Annotated in this window: 21 protein-coding genes and 2 pseudogenes; 16 read left to right on the top strand and 7 right to left on the bottom strand. The window is 72.5% G+C overall.

Annotated features, from left to right (window positions below; translation table 11 throughout):
- Positions 1-6: 6 nt before the first annotated feature.
- Both OG373_RS38465 and OG373_RS38460 read right to left on the bottom strand, forming a co-directional pair.
- Positions 7-213 carry a 4-oxalocrotonate tautomerase family protein gene (locus OG373_RS38465; RefSeq protein WP_398678801.1) on the bottom strand — a complete coding sequence of 69 codons (207 nt, stop codon included), beginning with the start codon at positions 211-213 and terminating at the stop codon, positions 7-9.
- Positions 214-249: 36 nt separating this feature from the next.
- Positions 250-978, bottom strand: a complete 729-nt coding sequence (locus OG373_RS38460) for an SDR family NAD(P)-dependent oxidoreductase (RefSeq protein ID WP_405443468.1) — start codon at positions 976-978, stop codon at positions 250-252.
- A 118-nt stretch (positions 979-1,096) separates the two neighbouring features.
- On the opposite strand from OG373_RS38460, the gene OG373_RS38455 reads away from it, so the two are divergent.
- A complete protein-coding gene (locus OG373_RS38455) occupies positions 1,097-2,005 on the top strand; it encodes a LysR family transcriptional regulator (RefSeq protein WP_405443467.1) in 909 nt (302 codons plus the stop codon).
- 329 nt (positions 2,006-2,334) lie between these two features.
- Positions 2,335-2,979 (top strand): ScbR family autoregulator-binding transcription factor, encoded by a 645-nt coding sequence (locus OG373_RS38450; protein WP_405443466.1) that lies wholly within the window; start codon positions 2,335-2,337, stop codon positions 2,977-2,979.
- A 133-nt stretch (positions 2,980-3,112) separates the two neighbouring features.
- Here the strand turns inward: OG373_RS38450 and OG373_RS38445 are convergent, their stop codons facing one another.
- Positions 3,113-4,051, bottom strand: coding sequence for an alpha/beta fold hydrolase (locus OG373_RS38445; RefSeq protein ID WP_405443465.1), 939 nt, complete (start codon positions 4,049-4,051; stop codon positions 3,113-3,115).
- 126 nt (positions 4,052-4,177) lie between these two features.
- Here OG373_RS38445 and OG373_RS38440 point away from each other — a divergent pair, with 126 nt between their 5' ends.
- The 3 genes from OG373_RS38440 to OG373_RS38430 all read left to right on the top strand — a co-directional run bounded on the left by OG373_RS38440 (position 4,178) and on the right by OG373_RS38430 (position 9,775).
- Complete coding sequence (locus tag OG373_RS38440) at positions 4,178-4,813, top strand: TetR/AcrR family transcriptional regulator (protein WP_405443463.1); 636 nt, start codon at positions 4,178-4,180, stop codon at positions 4,811-4,813.
- Positions 4,814-5,045: 232 nt separating this feature from the next.
- Positions 5,046-6,728, top strand: coding sequence for a glycosyltransferase family 2 protein (locus OG373_RS38435; RefSeq protein ID WP_405443461.1), 1,683 nt, complete (start codon positions 5,046-5,048; stop codon positions 6,726-6,728).
- Positions 6,729-6,742: 14 nt separating this feature from the next.
- Complete coding sequence (locus OG373_RS38430; protein WP_405443459.1) at positions 6,743-9,775, top strand: acyltransferase family protein; 3,033 nt, start codon at positions 6,743-6,745, stop codon at positions 9,773-9,775.
- Positions 9,776-9,846: 71 nt separating this feature from the next.
- Here the strand turns inward: OG373_RS38430 and OG373_RS38425 are convergent, their stop codons facing one another.
- Positions 9,847-10,254: a RidA family protein gene (locus tag OG373_RS38425; RefSeq protein WP_405443457.1), complete on the bottom strand. Its 408-nt coding sequence runs from the start codon at positions 10,252-10,254 to the stop codon at positions 9,847-9,849.
- Between the two features lie 103 nt (positions 10,255-10,357).
- Between OG373_RS38425 and OG373_RS38420 the strand changes: the two genes are divergently transcribed.
- Positions 10,358-10,738: a winged helix-turn-helix transcriptional regulator gene (locus OG373_RS38420; RefSeq protein WP_405443455.1), complete on the top strand. Its 381-nt coding sequence runs from the start codon at positions 10,358-10,360 to the stop codon at positions 10,736-10,738.
- 17 nt (positions 10,739-10,755) lie between these two features.
- Here the strand turns inward: OG373_RS38420 and OG373_RS38415 are convergent, their stop codons facing one another.
- Positions 10,756-11,181 (bottom strand): subtilase-type protease inhibitor, encoded by a 426-nt coding sequence (locus OG373_RS38415; RefSeq protein ID WP_397731625.1) that lies wholly within the window; start codon positions 11,179-11,181, stop codon positions 10,756-10,758.
- A gap of 396 nt (positions 11,182-11,577) precedes the next feature.
- On the opposite strand from OG373_RS38415, the pseudogene OG373_RS38410 reads away from it, so the two are divergent.
- The 7 genes and pseudogenes from OG373_RS38410 to OG373_RS38380 all read left to right on the top strand — a co-directional run bounded on the left by OG373_RS38410 (position 11,578) and on the right by OG373_RS38380 (position 18,668).
- Positions 11,578-12,761 (top strand): annotated as a pseudogene (locus OG373_RS38410) (alpha/beta hydrolase family protein).
- A gap of 309 nt (positions 12,762-13,070) precedes the next feature.
- On the top strand, positions 13,071-13,724 hold the full coding sequence (locus OG373_RS38405; RefSeq protein ID WP_405443453.1) for a hypothetical protein: 654 nt from the start codon (positions 13,071-13,073) through the stop codon (positions 13,722-13,724).
- Positions 13,725-13,903: 179 nt separating this feature from the next.
- Positions 13,904-14,539 carry an isochorismatase family protein gene (locus OG373_RS38400; RefSeq protein WP_405443451.1) on the top strand — a complete coding sequence of 212 codons (636 nt, stop codon included), beginning with the start codon at positions 13,904-13,906 and terminating at the stop codon, positions 14,537-14,539.
- A 26-nt stretch (positions 14,540-14,565) separates the two neighbouring features.
- On the top strand, positions 14,566-15,471 hold the full coding sequence (gene argB, locus OG373_RS38395; protein WP_405443450.1) for an acetylglutamate kinase: 906 nt from the start codon (positions 14,566-14,568) through the stop codon (positions 15,469-15,471).
- A 209-nt stretch (positions 15,472-15,680) separates the two neighbouring features.
- Positions 15,681-17,078, top strand: a complete 1,398-nt coding sequence (locus tag OG373_RS38390; protein ID WP_405443448.1) for a lysine N(6)-hydroxylase/L-ornithine N(5)-oxygenase family protein — start codon at positions 15,681-15,683, stop codon at positions 17,076-17,078.
- A gap of 4 nt (positions 17,079-17,082) precedes the next feature.
- The gene (locus OG373_RS38385; RefSeq protein WP_405443447.1) at positions 17,083-18,411 is read left to right on the top strand and encodes a condensation domain-containing protein; all 1,329 of its coding nucleotides are present in this window, start codon (positions 17,083-17,085) and stop codon (positions 18,409-18,411) included.
- 50 nt (positions 18,412-18,461) lie between these two features.
- Positions 18,462-18,668, top strand: coding sequence for an MbtH family protein (locus tag OG373_RS38380; RefSeq protein ID WP_405443446.1), 207 nt, complete (start codon positions 18,462-18,464; stop codon positions 18,666-18,668).
- Between the two features lie 92 nt (positions 18,669-18,760).
- Here the strand turns inward: OG373_RS38380 and OG373_RS38375 are convergent, their stop codons facing one another.
- Complete coding sequence (locus OG373_RS38375; protein ID WP_405443445.1) at positions 18,761-19,261, bottom strand: GNAT family N-acetyltransferase; 501 nt, start codon at positions 19,259-19,261, stop codon at positions 18,761-18,763.
- A 107-nt stretch (positions 19,262-19,368) separates the two neighbouring features.
- On the opposite strand from OG373_RS38375, the gene OG373_RS38370 reads away from it, so the two are divergent.
- The 3 genes and pseudogenes from OG373_RS38370 to OG373_RS38360 all read left to right on the top strand — a co-directional run.
- Positions 19,369-19,608 (top strand): phosphopantetheine-binding protein, encoded by a 240-nt coding sequence (locus tag OG373_RS38370; RefSeq protein ID WP_405443444.1) that lies wholly within the window; start codon positions 19,369-19,371, stop codon positions 19,606-19,608.
- Between the two features lie 212 nt (positions 19,609-19,820).
- Positions 19,821-20,840: an MFS transporter gene (locus OG373_RS38365; RefSeq protein ID WP_405443443.1), complete on the top strand. Its 1,020-nt coding sequence runs from the start codon at positions 19,821-19,823 to the stop codon at positions 20,838-20,840.
- A gap of 400 nt (positions 20,841-21,240) precedes the next feature.
- Positions 21,241-21,516, top strand: a pseudogene (locus OG373_RS38360) (DoxX family protein); the annotation flags it as partial.
- Positions 21,517-21,543: 27 nt separating this feature from the next.
- On the opposite strand, the gene OG373_RS38355 reads toward OG373_RS38360, so the two are convergent.
- On the bottom strand, positions 21,544-21,888 hold the full coding sequence (locus tag OG373_RS38355) for a MerR family transcriptional regulator (RefSeq protein ID WP_405443441.1): 345 nt from the start codon (positions 21,886-21,888) through the stop codon (positions 21,544-21,546).
- Positions 21,889-21,914: the final 26 nt, after the last annotated feature.

The raw sequence follows: 21,914 nt of genomic DNA, 5'->3' as shown, positions 1-21,914 counted from the left end.
GACGGCTCAGCCGCGGGCGCGGCGGCGGTATTCGTCGGTGGGGACGCCGGCCACGCCCCAGTCCTCCAGAGCGACCTCGTCGATGAGGACGAAGGTGGTGGCCGGGTCCTTGTCGAGGACCTTGACCAGCAGGTCCGTGACGCCGGCGATGATCTCGGCCTTCTGGGCGGCGGTGGCGCCTTCACGGGTGATCTTGACATTGACGTACGGCACGTGGAAGTCCTTCCGGGGGTGGGGAGTGAGGGGTGGTCAGGAGCGGCCCGTGACGTGGCCGCCGTCCACGCGCAGGGCGTGGCCCGTCACGAAGCCGGCGCCAGCGAGGTACAGCACCGCCTCGGCGATCTCGGAGGTCTCGCCGACCCGGTTGAGCAGGGCTAGTCCGCCGAAGGTGTCCACGTCGGCTCCCCCGTGCAGCGGGGTGCGGATGATGCCGGGCGAGACGAGGTTGACGCGGATGCCGTCGGCCGCCAGCTCGGCGGCCAGGCTCGTGGTCAGCCCGTGCACACCGGCCTTGCTGACCACCGGCGCGGAGGCCGGGAAGCCGGCCAGTCCGTGGTCCACCAGGACGGTGCCGATGTTGACGATGCTGCCGCCCTCGCCCTGCGCGCGCAGAGCCCGCACCACGGCCTGGGTGGTGAGGTAGGTGCCCTTGAGGTTGCCCGTCAGGAAGCCGTCGAGTTCGGCCTCCGTGACCTCGGTGAAGGGCTTGGAGGCGAAGGTGCCGGCGTTGTTGACCAGGACGTCGACGCGGCCGAAGCGCTCCAGCGCCGTACGGACGAGGGCCTCGCCGGTCTCCCGCTCGGCGATGCTGCCCGCGACCCACGCGGTCCGCTCCGGATGGCCGAGGCCGGCGGCGGCCTTGGCGAGGCGCTCGGGGTCCCGGCCGTTCAGGACGACGTCGGCGCCGCTTTCCAGGAAGGCGCGGGCGATGTCCAGTCCGATGCCGCTGGAGGATCCGGTGATGAGAGCGGTGGTCATGGTGGGTGCCTTTCGGGGTGGATCGGCGGACTGGTTCGTCCGGCTGACACCCAAGAACCTATGAACTCCCAACCCATAACACCACGACGTAGATTGGAGCATGTGATAATCCCAGGTTATGGATGTGGACCTGCGCGACTTGGAGCTTCTCGACGCCACCGCCGAGGCCGGCTCACTGACGGCCGCCGCGGCGCGGCTCTACGTGAGCCAGCCGGCCCTCAGTCAGCGGCTCACCCGGCTGGAGGCCCGCCTCGGCATGCCCCTCTTCGACCGCAAGGGCCGCCGCCTGGTACCCAACGCGGCAGGCCGCCGGCTGCTGGTCGCCGCCCGCCAGATCATCGGCGAACTGGCTTCGGCCTCCCGGGACCTGCGAGAGATCCGCGACGGCCACGGCCGCCGGGTCCGCTTCACCGCGCAGTGCAGCACCACCTTCCCGTGGCTGCCGCCCGTCCTGCGCGCCTTCCGCGAGCGCGAGCCGGACATCGACGTGCGCATCGAAACCGTCGCCGACGACGCCCCGATCCCGGCGCTGCTCGCCGACCTGGTCGACGTCGCGCTGGTCACCAAGCCAGACCTGCAGATGGACCGGGTGTCCCTGACCAAGCTGTTCGACGACGAGATGATGGCCGTGGTGCCCGCCGGACACCCGTGGGCCTCCCGCGGGCACCTGACCGCCCGTGACTTCGACGGCGCCGACCTGGTCCTCTATGACGGCTACGACCAGAACCGCATCCCGTCGATGCCGCTGCCGATCCCGGCCGGGGCCCGGCCCGGCCGGATCACCACCATGCCGGTGGTGACCGACCTGGTGATCGAGATGGTGGCGGGCGGCCAGGGCGTGACGGTCCTCCCCAACTGGGTGGCCGCGCCGTACGTGTCCTCGCACGGCCTCGCGCTGGTCCGCATCGGCGAGGAGCCGCTGACCCGCACGTGGTTCTGCGCCACCCGGACCGGGCCACGCCCGCCCCACCTCGAGGCCTTCGTCGAGGAGCTCACCGGCCGGCTCACCGCCCCGATCAGCGGTTAGGCCGTCCGGGCGGGCCCTGGACCGCCCCGCCGCGGTCGGCCGCCGGGGCCCACCGCACGGGCCCTGGCGGACGTCCGGCGGGCCGCCCGGGCTCCGCCTCGCGCCCCTCCCGCGGAACAGCCAACTCACCTTCTCCACAAGTCCGTTACCGAGTCCACCCAGGTCACTGCGGAGAAGCAATCAGGCAAACGGTCACACAACTCCCCGAACCGATCGCCCGCCGCCACATAAAAGTACTGGTCGACTGGTTTCCTTTCGAGTTGCCCGACTAGATTGACGGCACACCGCAGCGACCACCGCGCGGGAAGCGACCGGGGAGACGAGCGCACGTGGCGAGGGCGAGACAGGAGCGGGCCGAGATCACCCGCCAGGCCATACTCACCGGTGCGGCCACCGCCTTCGACATCAGCGGGTTCGACGGCACCAGCCTCAGCGACGTCGTCAAGCACGCCGGAGTCACCAAGGGCGCCCTCTACTTCCACTTCCCGTCCAAGGAAGCCCTCGCCCGCACCCTGATGGACGAACAGTTCCAGGTCTCCGAACACCTCGCCGCCATCGAAGAGCCGGGCCTGCAGACCGTCATCGACCTCACCCACCGGATGGCCCACGGACTGCGGACCGACGTCCGTATCCGCGCCGGTATCCGCCTGGTCATCGAGTTCGGTTCCTTCACCAATCCCGACCCGACCCCCTACGACACCTGGATCGACACCTGCCGCAGCTGCCTGACACCGGCTCAGGAACGCGGTGACATACACCCGTCGCTCGATGTGCGGGCCCTCTCGACGCTGCTGGTCGCAGCCTTCACCGGCATCCAGGTCACCTCGCACGTCCGCACCCGCCGCGAGGACCTCCACACGCGCGTCACCGACCTGTGGAACTTCCTCCTCCCCACCATCGTCCCCGCGCAGCGCATCGACAGCTTCCTCCCCACGGGCACGCCGGCGGCCATACCGCCGGATCCCACCCACTGACGCAGGACGGCCTCGCACACGCCGTGGCGAGCCACGGGGGTGCTTGCCACGGCGTGGCCGAGACCGCCCTGCCCCGAACCGCACCACCGGCCGGACCCGTCGTCGGCCGTGACCGCGCAGGCGGCCGCAAGAATCACGCTTCGGCGGGGGCCAGGGAGTCGACGTCCTCCATGAAGCTCAGCATCCGGGCGTTGACCAGCTCGGGGTGGTCGAGCTGCGGTCCGTGGCCGGTGGCCGCGACGATCTCGGCGCGGGCGCCGGGGATCAGGCGCGGTACGCGTTCCAGCTGCCGCTTCGGGTGCACCAGCAGGCTCCGCCTGCCCATGACGAGGTAGAGCGGGGTCCGGATGGACCGGAGGGCGTCCTCGGCCAGCGGCAGGGGGGCGGGGCGCCGGATCCGGAAGGCCCGGGCACCCGCCTGGACCCACTTGCGCATCTCGGGCACGACGATGACGGGCTGCTCCAGCCAGGCGGCGAGGCGCGGGCGCAGCGCCTTCGGCGCGAAGCTGGCGAAGAGGCTGACGAAGACCCAGGCGAAGAAGCGCAGGCCCACCCGCTCCAGGCCGCCGGGGTCGAGGAGGGTGACGGAGGCGAGCCGGCCGGGTCGGCGGTGCGCCTGGTTGAGGACGAGCCAGCCGCCGTAGGAGGAGCCGACGAGGTGGACCCGGTCGAGGCCGAGCTCCTCCAGCGCCTCGTCGAGCCACTGGGCCGCGCGCTCGGGCTGCCACATGGGTTCGCGGTGGATGCTGCGACCCGCGTCGCCGGGGGTGTCGAGCGCATAGACGGGGCGTTCGGCGCTGAGCGCGGGGGTGTTGGGGTACCACATGGCGGAGCAGTAGCCCGCGCCGTGGATCAGGACGACCGGCGTACGGGACTCCGCCGCCGGGTCGTCGGGGCCGTACCGGTAGACGCGCGTGGTGCCGAAGCTCGTCTCGACATCCGTCTCGGAGCGGGCGGGTGCACCCATCGCGTAGAGCGTGTCGCAGGCAGCGAAGTACCGGTCGCGCAGGGTGTCGTTCACATAGCGGCCGACGTCGCGGCGCGGACGGGTTCGAGTGGTGTTCTCGGGCACGGGGCACCTCCGGGAAGATCCGTTCTTCGTAATACGAACGTACCATAAAGATGGTACGGCGGTACCATCAAAAGGTCCGGGCGGTCCGGACCGCGAACGCACCACCGACGGGCGGAGACACGAGACATGCCGAAGCGCGTGGACCACGAGGAGCGGCGGACCCAGATCGCCGAAGCGCTCATCCGGGTGGCCGGACGGCGCGGACTCCATGCCGTCGGCATGCGCGACGTGGCGGCGGAGGCGGGCGTATCACTACGGCTCGTGCAGTACTACTTCCAGACCAAGGAGAAACTGCTCTTCTACGGGCTCCAGCACCTCACCGACCGTTTCACCGCGCGGGTCGGCGAGCGCCTGCGCGCCGTCGGCCCGAACCCGGGCCCGCGTGCGACCGTCGAGGCACTACTGCTGGCCTCCCTCCCCACCGACGAGGAGAGCCGCACCTTCCACCTCCTCTACAGCTCGTACTCGATCCTGTCCGTGACCGACGAGGCACTCGCCGCCCAGCCGTTCATCGACAATCCGGACGCCGCGGAGAACGCCGTGACCGGGCTGCTGCGGCAGGCCCAGGAGGCCGGCCTCGCCGATCCCGGCGCCGACGCCCGCACGGAGGCGATCAGCCTGCTCGCCATGACGGCGACCATGGGCACCAGCATCCTCGTGGGCCAGCGGGGGCCCGAGTCGGCCGTCGCGGTACTCCACCACCACCTCGACCGGATCTTCACCGCACCGGCCCGGCCGACCGGGGACGTCGACGACCAATAGCCCCGCCGCCCCGGCGAGTTCCGGGACTGTTCACCCCCACGTGACCCGCACCTTCCCGGACCGGCCGGGCGCGGCCGGTCGAATGGCCGCATCAAGAGGTCTGGACCAATGGAGTCGCGCCAATTCCGTGGCGCATTGGCTCCGGTGCCACAATCTCGCAACAACTGGTCTATACCTTTGGCACTAGGGTGGGCCACCTGAAACGGGTACATGCACAGCCGTGGGGGGCTTTATGACCTTTCATCATCTTCCGCAACCACCATCCGACGAAGAGCTCTACTGGTACTTCGGACCGCAGCGCCGCTGGGTGCTCGTCAGTACCTCGCTCGCCTTCGTGTTCACGGCGGCGACCATGTTCACCTTCGCCCTGCGGACACCGGCCCTGTGGGCCTTCCTCGCCGTCCTCGGCCTCAACGTCGTGGCCCTCGCCCTCTCCTCCGTCAACAGCCTGCGCCGGCGCCGGCTCACCCGGCAGTCGCACGAGGTGCTCGTCCACGCCTGGCAGCCCGCCGTGCCGCCGGGCGTCGACCTGTACCTGCCGACCTGCGGCGAGCCGCTCGACGTGCTCGGCAACGCCTACCGCTCCGTCGCGGCCGTCGACTGGCCCGGTGCGCTGACCGTCTGGGTCCTGGACGACGCGGACCGGCCCGAAGTCGCCGCGCTCGCGGCCTCGTACGGCTACGAGTACGTCGTACGACCCGACCGGGGCCACCTGAAGAAGGCGGGCAACCTCAACCACGCGCTCACCCTGAGCAGCGCCGGGTTCATCGCGATCCTGGACGCCGACTTCGCCCCGAGGCCGGACTTCCTGCGCCACCTGGTGCCCTATCTGGCCGACCCCGCCGTCGGCATCGTGCAGAGCCCGCAATGCTTCGACACCGACGAGACCATGGGGTGGATCCAGCGGGCGGCCGGCTCCGCGCAGGAGTGGTTCTTCCGCTGGATCCAGCCGTCCCGGGACGCGAGTGACGCGGCCATCTGCTGCGGCAGCAACGCCGTGTACCGGCGCAGCGCGATCGACCGGGCGGGCGGCTTCGCCCGGCTCGACCACAGCGAGGACCTGTACACCGGACTCGCCCTCCACGAGCAGGGGTTCCGCACCCTGTACGTGCCGGTGCTCGTCGCCAAGGGCACCTCGCCCGACCGGGTCACCTCCTTCGTCAACCAGCAGTACCGGTGGGCGATGGGCAACCTCCACCTGCTGGGCACGCCCGTGCTGCGGCGGATGCGCGCGCCCTGGCGGATGCGGCTGTGCTTCTACGAGGGCATCGTCGGATACCTGACCACCGCGGTGAACACCTTCGTGGCGCCGCTGCCGCCGCTGGTGATGATGTTCTGGTACCCGGACCACATCCGGCCCTGGCACGTGCTGCCGCTGCTCGCCCCGCTGTGGCTGTGGCACGTGCTGCTGCCGAGGATCAGCCGGACGCGCTGGCGGGTGGAGGTCATCCGGGCGAACGTCCTGACGAGCGTGGCCGCGGCCACCGCGTTCGTGCACACGCTGCGGGGGCGCAGCGCCGCATGGGTGCCCACCGGTACGCGCGGGGCGCCGGCCCGGGGCGGGATGGCCCGCCGGGTGATCGCCGTCTCGCTGGTCTGGCTCGTCCTGTCCAACGGCGCCGCCGTCACCGGTTTCGCGCTGGCCGTGCACCGGGGCGGCTGGGAGCCCAACTGGGGCCTGCTGCTCTACCTCCTGGTGCAGTGCCAGATCAACGTCCCGCTGATCCGGGACCTGGCGGCCGAACTGCACCCGGCCGCGGGACGGGCGCGCTCCCGGCTCCGGGACGCACTGCGCTCTCGCACCGGCATGCTGCCGCGCCGCTGGCCCGAGACCGTGGCCGCCTCGGCGGTCCTCCTGCTCACCGGCCTGCTGGCATCGGGGTGGGTCGACCCGATGCTTCCCTGGCTGAGTTGAAAGGCACCGTCGTCATGTCCTACCTCGTCACACCCGGCCGGCGCCGGCCCCGCAGGGCCGCGGCTCCACGGGCCGGAGAGCTGCCGCCCGGATCCCGCTCCGGCGGCGAGTCCGGGCCGAGCCCGCACCGCTCCGCGTTCCGGCCCGACATCGAGGGGCTGCGCGCGGTCGCCGTCCTCGCGGTGCTCGCCTTCCACGCCGGGATTCCCTGGACGACCGGCGGTTTCGTCGGCGTGGACGTCTTCTTCGTCATCTCCGGCTACCTGATCACCGGTCTGCTGGTCCGGGAGGCGATCACGACCGGCCGGATCCGGCTCGGTGACTTCTTCTCCCGGCGGGCCCGACGGCTGCTGCCCTCCGCCGCCGTGGTGCTCGCCGCGGTGGCCGTGGCCGGGGCCTGGCTGACCGTACCGCTGCGCCGCGCGGACATGGAGTACGACGTCGTCGCGGCGGCGCTGTCCTTCGCCAACTGGCGGTTCGTGTCGCAGCGGACCGACTACCTCGCCGCCGGGCACGACCAGAGCCCGCTGCTGCACTTCTGGTCCCTCGCCGTCGAGGAGCAGTTCTACCTGTTCTGGGCCCCGCTGCTGGCGGTACTGGTGCTGTGCGCGGGCCGTGCGGTCCGCCGGGGCCGGGCCGTGCGCCTCGTCGTGGTGCTCGCCGCCGCCCCCCTGGCCGTGGCCTCGTTCGTGCTGGGGCTGTACTGGACCGAGCACTCCGTATCGCTCGCGTACCTCGCAACGCCCTCGCGCGTCTGGCAGTTCGGCGCCGGGGCACTGCTCGCGCTGCTGCCCTGGCACCTGATGCGCGGGCCGCGCCCGCTGCGGCTGCTGTGCGGCTGGGCCGGGGCAGCGGCGATCGGCTGGTGCGTCGTGTCGTACGACGCCGGGACCGCGTACCCCGGCTACGCGGCCCTGGTGCCGACCCTGGCGACCGCCGCCGTGATCCTGGCCGCGATACCGGGCCGGGGCGAACGGCACACCCAGGGCGCCTGGGACGTCGGGCGGTTGCTGTCGGGGCGGGCGCCGCGGGCCGTCGGGCGGCTCTCCTACAACCTGTACCTGTGGCACTGGCCGGTGCTCGTCCTCGCCGAGGCGCGGCTGGGCACGCTCGGCTGGCCCGCGAAGTCCGCGCTGACACTGGCGGCCGTCCTGCCCGCCCTCGCCACCCTGCGCTGGGTCGAGCAGCCGCTGCGCCGCAGCCGGACGGTCTCCGAACTCCCGCGCCGCGGGCTGTCGGTGGGCGTCTCGGCGATCGTGCTGCCGGTGGTCCTCGCGCTGGTCGTCGGCTCCACGACGCTGCGGGTGCTCGGCCCGGCCGCCCCGGTCGACACGCAGGGGCTGCCACCGGGCGCCGCGTCGGGCCCCACGCTGCTCGCCCGCACCGCCGGCACCCCGCTCGTGGACGGCCCGGTGGTGCCCAGCCCGGTGCAGGCGCGGTCGGACTTCCCGCCGGACGGGGCCTGCGAGGTCGCCCCGGCCGTAACGCGGAGCCCCGACTGCCTGTTCGGCGCGACGGACAGCCCGGACCGGATCGTGCTGCTCGGCGACTCGCACGCCGGGCAGTGGTTCTCCCCGATGCTGGCGCTGGCCGCCCAGCGGGGCTGGGCCCTGCAGGAGTTGGTGAAGCAGGGCTGCCCGCTGCCGGAGCTGGCGGTGGACAGTCCGCAGCTCGGCCGCGCCTACCGGGAGTGCGACACCTGGCGCGCGGATGCCCTGGAGCGGCTGGGGCAGCAGCCCCGGCCCCGCCTCATCGTGATCGCCTCGCTCAACCGGTACACCGACGACGCGAAGCTGCTGGCCGAGGCGTGGGAGAAGACGCTGACCCCGCTGCGGGCGCTGGGGGCGCCGATCGTCTACATCGAGGACACGCCCGTACCCGGTAGGGACATCCCGGCGTGCGTCTCCGGCAGTCCCGGATCCCCGGCCGCCTGCGCGTTCAGCCGGGCGGACGCCCAACTGCCGGATCCGCTGGCGGTGCGGATCGCGTCCGGTGCGCTGCCCGGCGTACGGAGCATCGGCGTGAACCAGGTCCTGTGCCCGGGCGACGGGCCGACCTGCCCGGCCGTGCTCGACCGGATCCTGCTCTACCGGGACGACGCGCACCTGACGAACGCGGCGGCCGTGGTCCTGACCAACCGGCTGGAGCGGCTGTTCACGGAGGCCGGGCTACTGCCCGCCGCGGCCTCGGCGCCCGCGGCCCGACCGGACGCCGTCCCGGGGGCCGACGGGTGGACGAGGTTGCTGCGTGACGACTTCGACGGTCCGGCGGGCTCCCCTGTGTCCGCCGTCAACTGGCTCCACGACCTCGGCACCTGCTACCCGGGCTGCCCCGCAGCGCAGTGGGGCACCGGGGAGATCGAGACCATGACCGACTCGACGGACAACGTCCGCCTCGACGGGAAGGGCGCCCTGGAGATCGTGCCCACCCGCAGGGACGGACAGTGGAGTTCGGGGCGGATCGAGACGCGGCGCTCCGACTTCGCGCCGCCGCCCGGCGGGGCGCTGCGGATCGAGGCGTCGATCGCGCTGCCGGACGTCACCGGGGAGAGGGCGGCCGGGTACTGGCCGGCGTTCTGGACCCTGGGGGCGCCGCTGCGCGACGGGTACACGGGGTGGCCGGGGGTCGGGGAGCTCGACATCATGGAGTCCGTGAACGGGCGGGACACCGTTTTCGCCACGATGCACTGCGGTGTCCTCGAAGGGGGCCCATGCCGGGAGCCGGCCGGCCTGACCTCGGGTCCGCAGCCCTGCGACGGCTGCCGGACGGCCTTCCACTCGTACGCCGTCGAGGTCGACCTCGCGCCCGGCGCGCAGGAGGTGCGCTGGTACCTGGACGGGCGCGTGTACCACCGGGTGAGCGCCGACCGGATGGACCCCGGAACGTGGCGGGCTGCGGTGGAACACGGCCTGTTCCTGATCCTCGACGTGGCCGTCGGTGGCAACCTGCCGCTCGCCGACGGTGCGGTGGCGGGTCCGGCGACCGAGCCGGGTCATGCGATGCGGGTGGACCACGTCACCGTCTCGGCCCGCGAAGGGAAGGCGTAGACACAGAAGGGCGGGCGCCCCGCTGCCGGGCCGGGAAGGGTCCGGGAGCGGGGCGCCGCGTGCGGGGATGTTCAGTCGAGGACCGCGGTGGCCTCCACCTCGACGAGGTGCTCGGGCACGTCCAGGGCCGCGACGCCCAGGAGTGTGCCGGGCGGTACGGGAGTGACGCCCAGTGCCGCGGCCGCCCGGCCGATGCCCTCCATGACCAGGGGCATCTTGTCGGGGGTCCAGTCGACGACGTACAGGGTCAGTTTCGCCACGTCGTCGAAGGACCCTCCGGCCCCGGCGAGGGCGGCGGCGACGTTGAGGTAACACTGCTCGACCTGGGCCGCCAGGTCGCCCTCCCCCACCGTGGTGCCGTCGGCGTCCCAGGCCACCTGGCCGGCGATGAAGACCAGCTTCGACCCGGTCGCTACGGCCACCTGCCGGTAGGCATCGATCTTCGGCAATCCGTCGGGGTCCATCAGGCTGATCGCCATGGTGCCCGCCTCCTTCTCCAGCGCTCTCTTGTAGTTACTGGGGAACCGTAGGAGAGTGATCGCTGACGTGGAAGAACGCACTTTTCAGTGACTGGGGAACCTTATGGTGACCAAGCAGTTCGGCAACTCGCCCGAGGAGGCGGAGCTGAGGCGCGCCGACTCGCTGGCACGGGAGATCTTCTCGGACGTCGCCAACAAGTGGGCGCTCCTGATCATCGAGGCCCTGGGTGAGCGCACCCTGCGCTTCAGTGAGTTGCGCGACGAGGTGGAGGGCGTCAGCCACAAGATGCTCACCCAGAACCTGCGCATGCTGGAGCGCAACGGGCTGGTCGTGCGGACCGTGCACCCCACGGTGCCGCCGAGGGTCGAGTACACCCTGACCGCGCCGGGCCGGGGGCTGCGGGAGACCGTCCACGGCATGTGCGACTGGACCCACCGGAACCTCGGCCACATCGAGGCCTCGCGCCGGCTGTTCGACGCCTGAGGCCCACCGACCCGGGATCAGAACGCGAAGACGGCGTTCCCGTTGAGGGTCGCGGACATGACGCAGGCGTTGGAGAAGGTGTGCTTCCAGGCGACGCGGCTGCCCTTCCACACGCCGTCGGCGGTCACGGTGACCGGGGCGTAGTGCATCGGGCAGGCGCGGTCCGGGTTCGGCGCGGCCAGCAGACGGTCCAGCGCTCCGCCGGTGGCGTTGAGCGCGGCGCAGGCGGCCTGCGGGTCGGGGTGGGTACCCAGGGCGGTCGGGGCGCAGCTGAGGGTGGACGCCCGGACGACGGTGGACGTGGCGGCGTCGTCTCCCTGCGCGACGGTGAACACCAGGGCGGACGGGGCGTAGAGGCTGGAGGGCTGGGCAGCCGCGATGCCGGTGGTGCCGACCAGACAGACGAGGGCGGCGGCGGAGGCGGCTGCGATGCGGTGACGCACGACGAAACTCACTTTCGATTCAAAGGTTGAACGCGATATTTGGTTTCGATATCGCGTCGTTGCGGCACCAGACTGTCCGACCCAAAGACAAGTTGCATGTTGATGACCGATTTACGGACAGAGCGTTCACATACCGGCGACCGAATGGTCGTTCGGGCAGCTCACGAGGGGCGTGACCGGTGCCGCCGCCGGACCCCGAGGCGGGCCCTGTCGGTCGCGACATGCACCCCCGCCCCCGCTGACCTGCTGTCGGCCGCGCGCGGTTCACCGGACGGCCACTCAGCTTGACCGGATATGCACGTTCGCGCCCCGAAGCGCCTCGCCGCAGCGATCCCACTCCACATCATCTCCAAGACGTTAGGTAAGGCTTACCTAAACGTTACTTAGGATGCCGTCATGAAGAAGATCATCCGCGTGCTGACGGCGCTGGCGACCGGTCTGGTCATCGCCGCACCCGGTACGCTCGCCGCTCCCGCCGTGGCCGCTCCCGCCGTGGCCGCACCCACCCCGGCCGGCCCCACCGGACTCGAACTCCCCCGGCCCACCGGCGACTTCGCCGTGGGCCGCGACACCCTCCACCTGGTGGACAGGGAGCGCAAGGACCCCTGGGTGCCCACGGCCGACCGGGAATTACTCCTGTCGCTGCACTACCCGGCACTCGCTCGCACCGGAACTCCCGCTCCCTACATGAGCGTTCCCGAGGCCAGGGCGCTGCTGACCGACCGGGGGCAGCTCGGCGAGTACGTCAACCCGAGCGGGTCGCGGCCACCCGGACGAACGCGCGGGCGGACGCGCTGCCCCGACCCTCCGCGCACCGGTACCCGCTGATCGTGCTCTCCCCCGGCTTCACCATGCCGCGGTCCTCGCTGACCACCCTGGCGGAGGGCCTCGCCAGCCGCGGCTACGTCGTGGCGGCCGTGGACCACGCGTACGAGTCGGACGGCACCGTCTTCCCCGGCGGACGGACCCTCACCTGCAAGGCGTGCGAGCAGGTGTTCCCGGACGGATCGCTGCACCGGGTCTCCGACGGCCGGGCCCGTGACGTCCCGTTCGTCCTGGACCGGCTGACCGGCCCCCGCTCCGCGTGGAAGTACTCCTGGCTGATCGACTCCCGGCACATCGGCATGGCCGGTCACTCCATCGGCGGGGCGGCGGCCTCGGCGACCATGGCCGTGGACCCGCGCGTGGACGCCGGGGTCAACATGGACGGCACCTTCTTCACACCGGTCCCCGAGGCCGGGCTCGGCGGACGCCCCTTCCTGATGCTCGCCGGTGACCCCGCACTGCTGCCGCCGGACTTCCCCGACACCTCCTGGGAGGACACCTGGCCCCGCCTGGACGGCTGGAGGCGCTGGCTGACCGTCACGGGAGCGGGTCATCCCGGTTTCACCGACTGGCCCGTACTCGGCGAGCAGGTGGGCTACCCCCACCCGGAGACTCCCCTGTCGGGCACCCGCTCCCAGCAGATCACGCGGGCGTACGTCGGCGACTTCTTCGACCTGCACCTGCGCGGCAAGCCGGCGCCACGCCTGGACGGCCCCTCGGCGGCCGATCCGGAGGTCGTGTTCCACCGCAGCTGAGGCTCCGCACACGGCACCGAATCGCCCCCTCCACGGACGTGCCCACGCGGCCGAGCGGCTCGCGGGGGCGCTGCCACCGGGCGGTGGCGGGCCTGTTCCGGATGCCGGCCCCGGGCGCTCCGCTCCGCGCCGCGGCCCGGCTGCACGCCACCGGGCAGGACGTCGGGCGGTCGGACAGTTCATCTCTCAACCGCCTTACAGAACAGCCGGGTTGACCGGGGCCCGGTTCGTCCCGGGAATACCACGACTACGGCCGCACACCTCCCCCCGCACTCCACTCTTAGGTTAGGCTTACCTAATAGTGGGGGTGTGGGGATGCAGGATGACGCGCGACACCGAGCGCAGCAGGACGAATGGGCCGACGAGGTACTGGCCTGGATGAGCTCCCAGGAGGAGATGGACCGGGCACTGCGCGGCGCACTGCGCCGCACGCCGAGCCAGCGCGAGGAAACGATCGCCCGGATGGCGGACGCCCTGCGCGGAGCGGCCCAGGGACTGACCATCCCCGGGTGCGCGGCCGCGGCCGGGGTGCCCGAGCACATTCTGCGCGAATGGCTGGAGATCGACGCCAGCTTCGCCACGGCGCTCCGCGCCGCGCACGCACTGGCCGAGGCACACGGACTCAGACCGGGAGCGGCACCTACCCCGGCCGCGTTACAGCTGATGCTGAACGCGATCCGCAAGGGGGCTGCCTGGCCGGCCGCGGCGACCCTCGTCGGGATCTCCGTGCGCGGATTCAACCGCCTGCGCGCCGAGGCGCCACCGGTGGGGGCCCTGATCGCGGCCGCCCAGCGAGCGCGCTCGGCGAAGCCCGGCGCGAGCCGGCGGCGCCGTCCGCCCAAGGCGGCCGGCCGGCCGCCCGGGTACCGGATCGTGCAGCTCGACGACCCCCTCCTTTCCCCCGGCCGCCAACCGGAGGACGGCGCGGGCGGGTCGAGCGAGCGCACCCCGCCCCGGAGTTGAGCACCCCGTTCACCACGAGGGCCGGTTCGGCGGACGATTCACACCCTTCGAAAGGATACTTAGGTTAGGCTTAGCTAAGTATCTGATGCGGGTCGGGGCATCCTCCGGCCCTCGTCCAGCTCCGCGCGCCCGTTCACCACCGGCGCCCAGCGAAGCGCCGGTAACGAGGAGATCCAGCCGTGGGCCCTGTGAGCATCGCCCCCTACCCCATGCCCACCCAGGAAGTCGTGCCACGTTCCGTGGCACCGTGGTCCGTCGACCCCGACCGGGCCGCCCTGCTGATACACAACATGCAGAACCATCTGCTCCGACCCTTCCCGCGCGATCACTCACCCCTCGTGGACCTGATCGGCAAAATCTCCGCCCTGCGCCGGTCCGCCCGGCGGCTCGGCCTCCCGGTCGTCTTCAGCGCAGTACCACCGGCCGGGCGCGGCGAACAGCGGGGCCTGGCTGCCGAGATGGAGAGCGCACCGGCGGCGCCGGAGCGCGACGTGGCGATCACGGAGGAACTGACCCCGCACCGGGGGGAGCGCGTGATCGCCAACGCCCGGCACAACGCCTTCCTGCGCAGCCACCTGGAGGGGATCCTGCGCACCGCGGGCCGGGACCAGCTGATCCTGTGCGGCGTGTTCGCCCATTCCGGTGTGCTGCTCACCGCGGCCGACGCCTTCATGAACGATATCCAGCCATTCGTCGTGGCCGACGCGGTGGCGGACACCTCCGCGGAGGAGCACGCGCTCGCGCTTCGCTGGACGGCGGCCCGCGGCGCCGTCGTACGCACCACCACGCACCTCATCGACGAACTGGAAGCCTGAATGACGACCGCACACCACCCCGCCCCGTGAACGGACGGACCGCGCCCCGGGCGCGCACCCTCATCGAGGCCCTGCCCTGGCTGGAGCGGTTCCAGGGCCGCACGATCGTCGTCAAATTCGGCGGAAACGCCATGGTGAACGAGGAACTGAAGGCAGCCTTTGCCCAGGATGTGGTCTCGCTGCGCTACGCGGGGCTCCGGCCGGTCGTCGTGCACGGCGGCGGCCCGCAGATCAGCGCGATGCTCGAACGGCTGGCGCTGGAGGTCCGGTTCGCCGCGGGACTGAGGGTGACGACCCCCGCGGTGATGGAGGTCGTGCGCATGGTGCTGGCGGGGCAGGTCCAACGGGACATCGTCGGCCTGATCAACCGTCACGGCGCCTTCGCCGTGGGCATGACCGGCGAGGACGCCCGCACCCTCTCCGCCGTCCGGCGGCCGGCCCTGGTGGACGGGGCGGAGGTGGACATCGGCCTGGTGGGCGACATCGTGCACGTCGACCCCGACACCGTGCGGGGGCTGCTGGAGCGCGGCCGCATCCCGGTGATCTCCCCCATCGCCCGGGGAGCCCACGACGACAACGTCTACAACATCAACGCGGACCTCGCGGCGGCCGCCCTCGCCGAGGCGCTGGACGCCGAGAAGCTCGTGATGCTCACCGATGTCGCGGGCCTCTACGCCGACTGGCCGCACAGCACGGAGATCGTCGACCGGCTGATGGCCGGTGAGCTGGAGGAACTGCTGCCCTCAATGGCCGGCGGCATGGTGCCCAAGATGGAGGGCTGCCTGCGTGCGGTGCGCTCGGGCGTGCGCATGGCGCACGTACTGGACGGCAGGGTGCCGCACGCCCTGGTGCTGGAGGTCTTCGCCGACAAGCACACCGGTACCACCGTGGTGCCCGACGCCGCGCCTGCCCGGGAGCCCCTCCTCCACTGAACCGGGGAGGGTCGACCTGCCACGACCCTCCCCCACAACCCCGGAACCGATACGGCTCCGGGGCCTTCCGTGTGCCCAACTCGACCCGCCACGAGCCGGGTTGGTAAGGATCGAGCCAGCCCCCGGGCCAACTTGACAGCTTCCGGCCTGTCAGGAATGTTAGGCCAGCCTTACCTAACCAAATAGGGTAGGACCGAGGAAGGATGGGCATGTCCGCACCGCACGCGAGCTCCACACCCGGGGACGCTCTCCCGGACATCAGGGACCTGGTGGGCATCGGCTTCGGGCCGGCCAACCTCGCCCTGGCCATAGCGATCCGGGAGCACAACGGCCGACGCGCTCCGGGCGAGGCGCTCCGGGCCTCGTTCATCGAGCGCCAGGACGACTTCGGCTGGCACCGGGGCATGCTCCTCGAAGGGGCCACCATGCAGGTGTCCTTCCTGAAGGACCTGGTGACGATGCGCAATCCGGGGAGCCCCTTCAGCTTCCTGCACTACCTCCGGGACCGGGACCGGCTGGCCGACTTCATCAACCAGAAGTCCTTCTTCCCCACCCGCCTCGAATTCCACGACTACTTCCGCTGGTGCGCCGCCTCCTTCAGCGGGCAGGTCGACTACGCCACCGAGGCCGTCGAGGTGCGTCCGGCCGGTCCCGCCGGGGCCGCGGACCAACTGGACGTCATCACCCGACCCGCGGCCGGAACCGGTCCGGAGCGCACCACCCGCACCCGCAACCTCGTGCTCGGGACGGGGCTGCGACCGCGTGTACCGGCCGGCGTCAGCACCGGGCCGCACGTGTGGCACAACCGCGACCTGCTGCACCGTGCACCGGGCCTGACGACGCGTCCGCACCGCCGGTTCCTCGTGGTCGGCGCGGGCCAGTCCGCCGCGGAGACCGCCGACCACCTGCACCGTACGTTCCCGGACGCCGAGGTCTGCGCCGTGTTCACCCGGTACGGGTACAGCCCCGCCGACGACAGCCCGTTCGCCAACCGGATCTTCGACCCGGCCGCCGTGGACGAGTTCTTCAGCGCCCCGGAGGAGGTCAAGCAGCGGCTGATCGGCTACCACGGCAACACCAACTACGCGGTGGTGGACGGCGACCTGATCGAGCACCTGTACCGGACCGTCTACCAGGAGAAGGTCGCCGGCACCGAACGGCTGCGCATCCTGAACACCACCGCCCTCACCGCAGTGGAGGAGCTCCCCGACGGGGCACGGGCCGTGGTGCGCTCCCTCACCACAGGAGAGACCCTGACCCTCGACTGCGACGCGGTGGTACTGGCCACCGGCTACCGGCCCACCGAACCCGCGGAGCTGCTCGGCGACCTGGCCGGGGAGTGCCTCACCGACGGGCAGGGGCGTCTGCGCGTCGGCCGCGACCACCGGGTGGAGACCACCGACCGCGTCCGGGCGGGCATCTACGTCCAGGGCGCCGCCGCCGAGCACACCCACGGCATCACCGCCTCCCTACTGTCCACGCTGGCCGTCCGCTCGGGTGAGATCTGCGACTCCCTGCTGCTGCGCGTCGCCGAGCGCGAGGTGCAGGCCGCGATGGCGACCAGGGCGGCGGCCGTCGCCGACGGCGTCCCCGTCCGCCGGGGCTGAGGCCATGCCGCGGACCGATACCCCGGCGGCCACGCCGGCCACGGCAGCCGGACTCACGGCAGCCCGGGCCCACATCCTGGCGGCCCAGAGCGCGGATCCCTCGTACGCCGGCCACAACGTGGGTCAGTACATCGAGCTCGTCGGCCCGCTCGACACAGCGGCCCTCGACGAGGCCGTGCGCCGCACCCTCGACGAGGCTCCCTGGCTCCGGTCGCGACTGACGGGCCGGGGCGGCCTGCCGCGCCTGGACACCTCCGCGGCGGCCCACCCGGTGAGCGCCGCCGTCGAGCTGGTCCGCGGCCAGCTCGTCTGCCCGCCCCGGCCCGAACTGTTCACCGCCCCGGTGGACACCGGCCCGGCACCCGACCTCACGGGCGCCCTGCTGGTCACCGTCGGGCCCGAACACCACCTGCTGGTGCAGTACTTCCACCTGCTGGCGGTCGACGGGTACGGGGTGGCGCTGATCGGCCGGCGCATCGCCGAGGTCTACACGGCTCTGGTGGGCGGCCGCCCGCCCGGCCCGACCCCGTTCGCACCGGCCTCGGTTCTGGCCGACGCGGACCGCGCCTACACCGGCTCGGCGGCCCAGGCCGAGGACCGGCGGTACTGGACCGGGCGGTACGCCGACCGCCCGGCGCCCGTGTCCCCCGCCGGACGGGCCGCCCCGGCCCAGGACGCCGTGCGGCGGCACACCGTCCACCTCGGTGCGGCGGACGGCGCGGCCCTGCGCGCCGCCGCCCGCTCCGCGCGCGTCACGTGGGCCGAGGTCGTGCTCGCCACAACCGCGGTGCGCGTGACCGCGCAGGCCGGAGCGCGCGAGGCGGTCCTCGCCGTGTACGCGACGGCACGGACCGGACCGGGAACGCTGCGGGTGCCCGCGACGGCGGTGAACGTCCTGCCGGTGCGGCTGCCGGTCCGCGGGTCGGACACCTTCCGTTCCCTGCTGCGCGCGGCGGCCGGCGAGCTGACCCTGCTGCGCCGGCACCAGCGGTTCCGCGGCGAGGAGTTGGCGCGCGAGGTGTGGCCGGCGTACGGCGGCGGCCGCGTCCCGGGGCCCCTGGTCAACCTCCGGCCGTTCGAGACGGAGCTGGACTTCGGCGGCATCCGCGGCCGGGTCGTCAGCCTCGCCTCGGGCCCGGTCGACGACCTGTCGGTGTCCGCCGCGGTGGACCGGCTGGGGCGGCTTCGCCTGGACTTCGACGCCAACCCGGCGCTCTACGGCGAGGCCGAACCGGCCCGGTTCGCCGCCCTGTTCACCGAGGACCTGGCGGCACTGTGCCGCGCCCCCGACGTACCGGTCGCCTCCCTGCAGGCCTCCCCCGTCCACCACTGATCCCATCACCGAACCGACCGTCCCCGGGTCATCACCCAAGGAGAGACACCATGGCCACCAACCCCTTCGAGGACGACGACGCCCGCTACTTCGTGCTGGTGAACGCCGAGAACCAGCACTCGCTCTGGCCGGCCTTCGCGGAGGTTCCCGCGGGGTGGACCGTCGTGCACGGCGAGGACAGCCGCGAGGGCTGCGCCGCGTACACGGAGACGCACTGGACCGACATGCGGCCCGCCAGCCTGGCCGCCAGGAGCTGACCCCGGGAGGCCGCCGGCCCCGCGGTCCACGCGCGGGGCCGGACCGGAGCACGTCCTCCGGTCCGGCCCCGGTCGCGTGCGGACCGTACGGTTCACAACCTCCGCCAGAGCACCTCCGAGCCGCGCGCGGGGTCCAGCGCCGCCGCCCAGGCCGCGGGCGCCCGTCCCGGGCCGGCGGGCTCGAAGCCGTGCCGCCGGAAGAAGGCGGCGCCGCCCGTGGTCGCCGTGAAGACCTCCCGCACGAGGCGGCTTCCGGCGTCGGCGAGCGCGGCGCGCAGCAGCGCGGCGCCCAGTCCCCGGCCCTGGTTCCCCCGGGCGACGCAGAAGTTGTAGAGCACGGCGGCTCCGTCCCCCTCGTCACTCAGAGCGAGGCAGCCCAGGACCGGAGTGCGACCTCGACCGGTCGCGAGGATGAACTCCCCGGCGTGTGCCAGGTAGTGGTCGATGCTCCGGGGCCGCAGGGCACCGGAGCGGATGAAGGCCAGCGAGAGGGCGTGCAGGGCGGGGGCGTCGTGCAGACGCGCCCGTCGGACCAGCGGCGGAAGGCCGCCCGTGCCATGCAGCGGGGGACGGGGGGTGGCGGCAGTAATCACGAACTTAGGTTAGCCTTCCCTCAATTGAGCCGCCATTCCGCCTCTCGCCCCAACGCATCACACCCAGAGGCCACCCTTCCTCCGATCCCCGAAGAGAGAGTCCCTCCATGTCCGCTTCCCCGCCCTTCACGCTCGACCGGCTGGTCCGCGACGTCGCCGACGTGCTCTACACGGAGCCCGCCGACGTCTCCCTGGAGGACGACCTGCTGGACCAGGGCCTCGACTCCATCCGGTTGATGTCGCTCGTCGAGAAGTGGCGGGCCGAGGGCGCCCGCATCAGCTTCGTGGACCTCGCCGAACGGCCGACCCTGCGCCAGTGGGCCGAGCTGCTCACGCCCGCCCCCTGATCCCCGCCCTCTCCCGCACCTGCCCGCCCCGGAGCCTGCCGTGCCTCTGCGTGACTTCGTCATCGAGATCGAACCCCTGCGCACCAGCAGGGACTTCCGCGCATCTTCATCGCCCGCGTGGTGTCCCTGCTCGGCCTCGGCATGGCGACGGTGGCCCTGTCCGCCCAGGTGTACGGACTGACGCGATCCACTTCAACGTCGCCGTCGCCAGCGTGATCAGGAGCCTCACCGTGCTGCTCGGCTCGCTCTGGGGCGGCGTCATGGCCGACCGACCGCCGCTGCCGCCTGATCGTGGGGCCCGCGGCGCCGCCGCCCTCGCCTTCGCCGGTCTCGCCGTGAACGCAATGCTGCCGGATCCGACCCTGTGGGGCATCTACGTGTGGGTCGCCTGGGACGGGCTGGCCACAGGTGTCAGTGTGACGGCCCTGATGGCCGTCGCCCCGACCCTGGTGCCACCCGACCAACTGCCCGCCGCGGGCGCCCTGATCTCGCTGACCGGTGAGCTCGGCTCCATCAGCGCCCCGTTCCTCGGCGGTGTCCTGCTCGCCCTGTGGGGACCCGGCCCGGTCTTCGCCTTCACCGCTGTCACCACGGTGCTGATCTCCCGGATCCGGCCCCTGCCCCCGGTCGAGGCCGACGGGGACGGCGAGGAAGGTACGGAGTACGGCGCCGACAGTGGATCGCTGCTGGTCGTCTTCAAGCAGGCGGTGCGCAACCGCGTCGTCGGCGGCCTGCTCGCGCTCGGCGGCGTGATGGCCCTCTTCAACCTCCCGGTCGTCCTCTTCCCCGAGCTGGTCGACCGTCATTTCCACGGAGGCGAGGCCATGCTCGGCCTCCTCTACACCGCCCCCGCCGTCGGCGCGGTCGCCGTCGGGGCCACCAGCGGCTGGGCGCACCCGGGCCGCCCGGCCCGGCCGACGCTGCTCGCCGTGGGCGGCGCCGCCGGAACGGTGTACGAGATCCTCGAATACGCCCTCGTCCAGCACAGCACCCCGGACCGGCTGCGCGGCCGCATCGTCAGCGTCATCACCACGCAGGGCAGCACCGGAGGCGTCGTCGGCGACGTCGAGGTCGCCACCCTCGCCGTGGCGGTCGCCGTGCCCGGCCTGCGCAGGGCCACCCTCCTTCACGACGAGCGGAACGAGGGGGACGGGCACGACGGCGACGGCCCCGGATCCGGCCCCGACACCGCCGACCTGAAGCCCGCCACGCCTGCCGCCCCTGCCGGCTGACGGTCCTCCCCCGCTGGCCCGCATGCCCGCAGGCCCCGGCAGGCCCCCGCATCCCGCCTACCTGCACCGGGCCACCGGCAGCCGGGACGCGCTGCTGTCGCTGCCCGCCATGGCGCGGCTCGGCTCAGCGGCCCTCAAGGTGCCCTCCGTGGTCGTCAACGTGCTGCCGCTGCGCGTGTCCGTGCGCCCGCCCCCCCCTTGGCGGAACTGGTCGCCGCGGTCGCTGCCGACATCCACGACCTGCGCCCGGTCGGCCGCCGCGCACGTGCCGCCCGTGTCCCCCGTGCCGCTGCCGGTGGCCCTGCCCGGACAGACCCGTGTGTGGGCGGCCTCGGTGGCGCAGAACGCGACGAGCTGCCGGCCCTGCCCCGCTCCGCCCGGCCGACCGCCTTCGCCCGCTGCTGGACGCGGGACCCGCAGCGCGGCCTTCGTCGCCTCCGGCTCGATGGCGTACGCCTACTTCACGGCCCACCAGCCGGACGCCCTCTTCCCGATCCAGAACAGGGGCGAGTCCTCCGCGATGTACTGCTGTGCCTTCCTGCTGCTCGTCTTCACCGGTCCGGGCGCCTTCGCCCTGGACCGTCTCCTGCCCGCCCGCGGGAACCGGGGCGCGCGGACCGATCAGCGCCCGCAGGCGGCCGCCGTCCGACCCCGTGGCCGGTGGCCGCGTACCTGAGCCCGCCCCCGTGTCCCGGGGCCGGGCTCAGGTCTGTGCCAGGTAGCAGGCCAGGGTGTCGCGGCTGTTGCGCAGGCCTTCGATGCGCGCGTCCATGGCGGCCAGCTCCCCGTCGAGGACGGCCCGGATCTCCTCGCACCAGGCGAAGCGCACCTCCTCGCCCCGGACGCAGGGCAGCACCGAGCGGATCACCTCGGTGGACAGGCCCGCCGCGAGCAGGGCACGTACCTTCCGTACGGCGGCCACGGAGTCCGCGGTGTAGTCGCGGTACCCGTTCGGGCCGCGCTCGGCGTCGAGCAGCCCCTGCGCCTCGTAGTAGCGCAGCAGCCGGGAGCTGACGCCGGTGCGTCGGGACAGTTCGCCGATCAGCATGTGCCGTACCTCGGTATCCGGTTGAC

This window comes from Streptomyces avidinii (genome assembly GCF_045161815.1).
GTDB lineage: Bacteria > Actinomycetota > Actinomycetes > Streptomycetales > Streptomycetaceae > Streptomyces > Streptomyces avidinii.
This window is presented reverse-complemented; position numbering and strand designations above follow the sequence as displayed.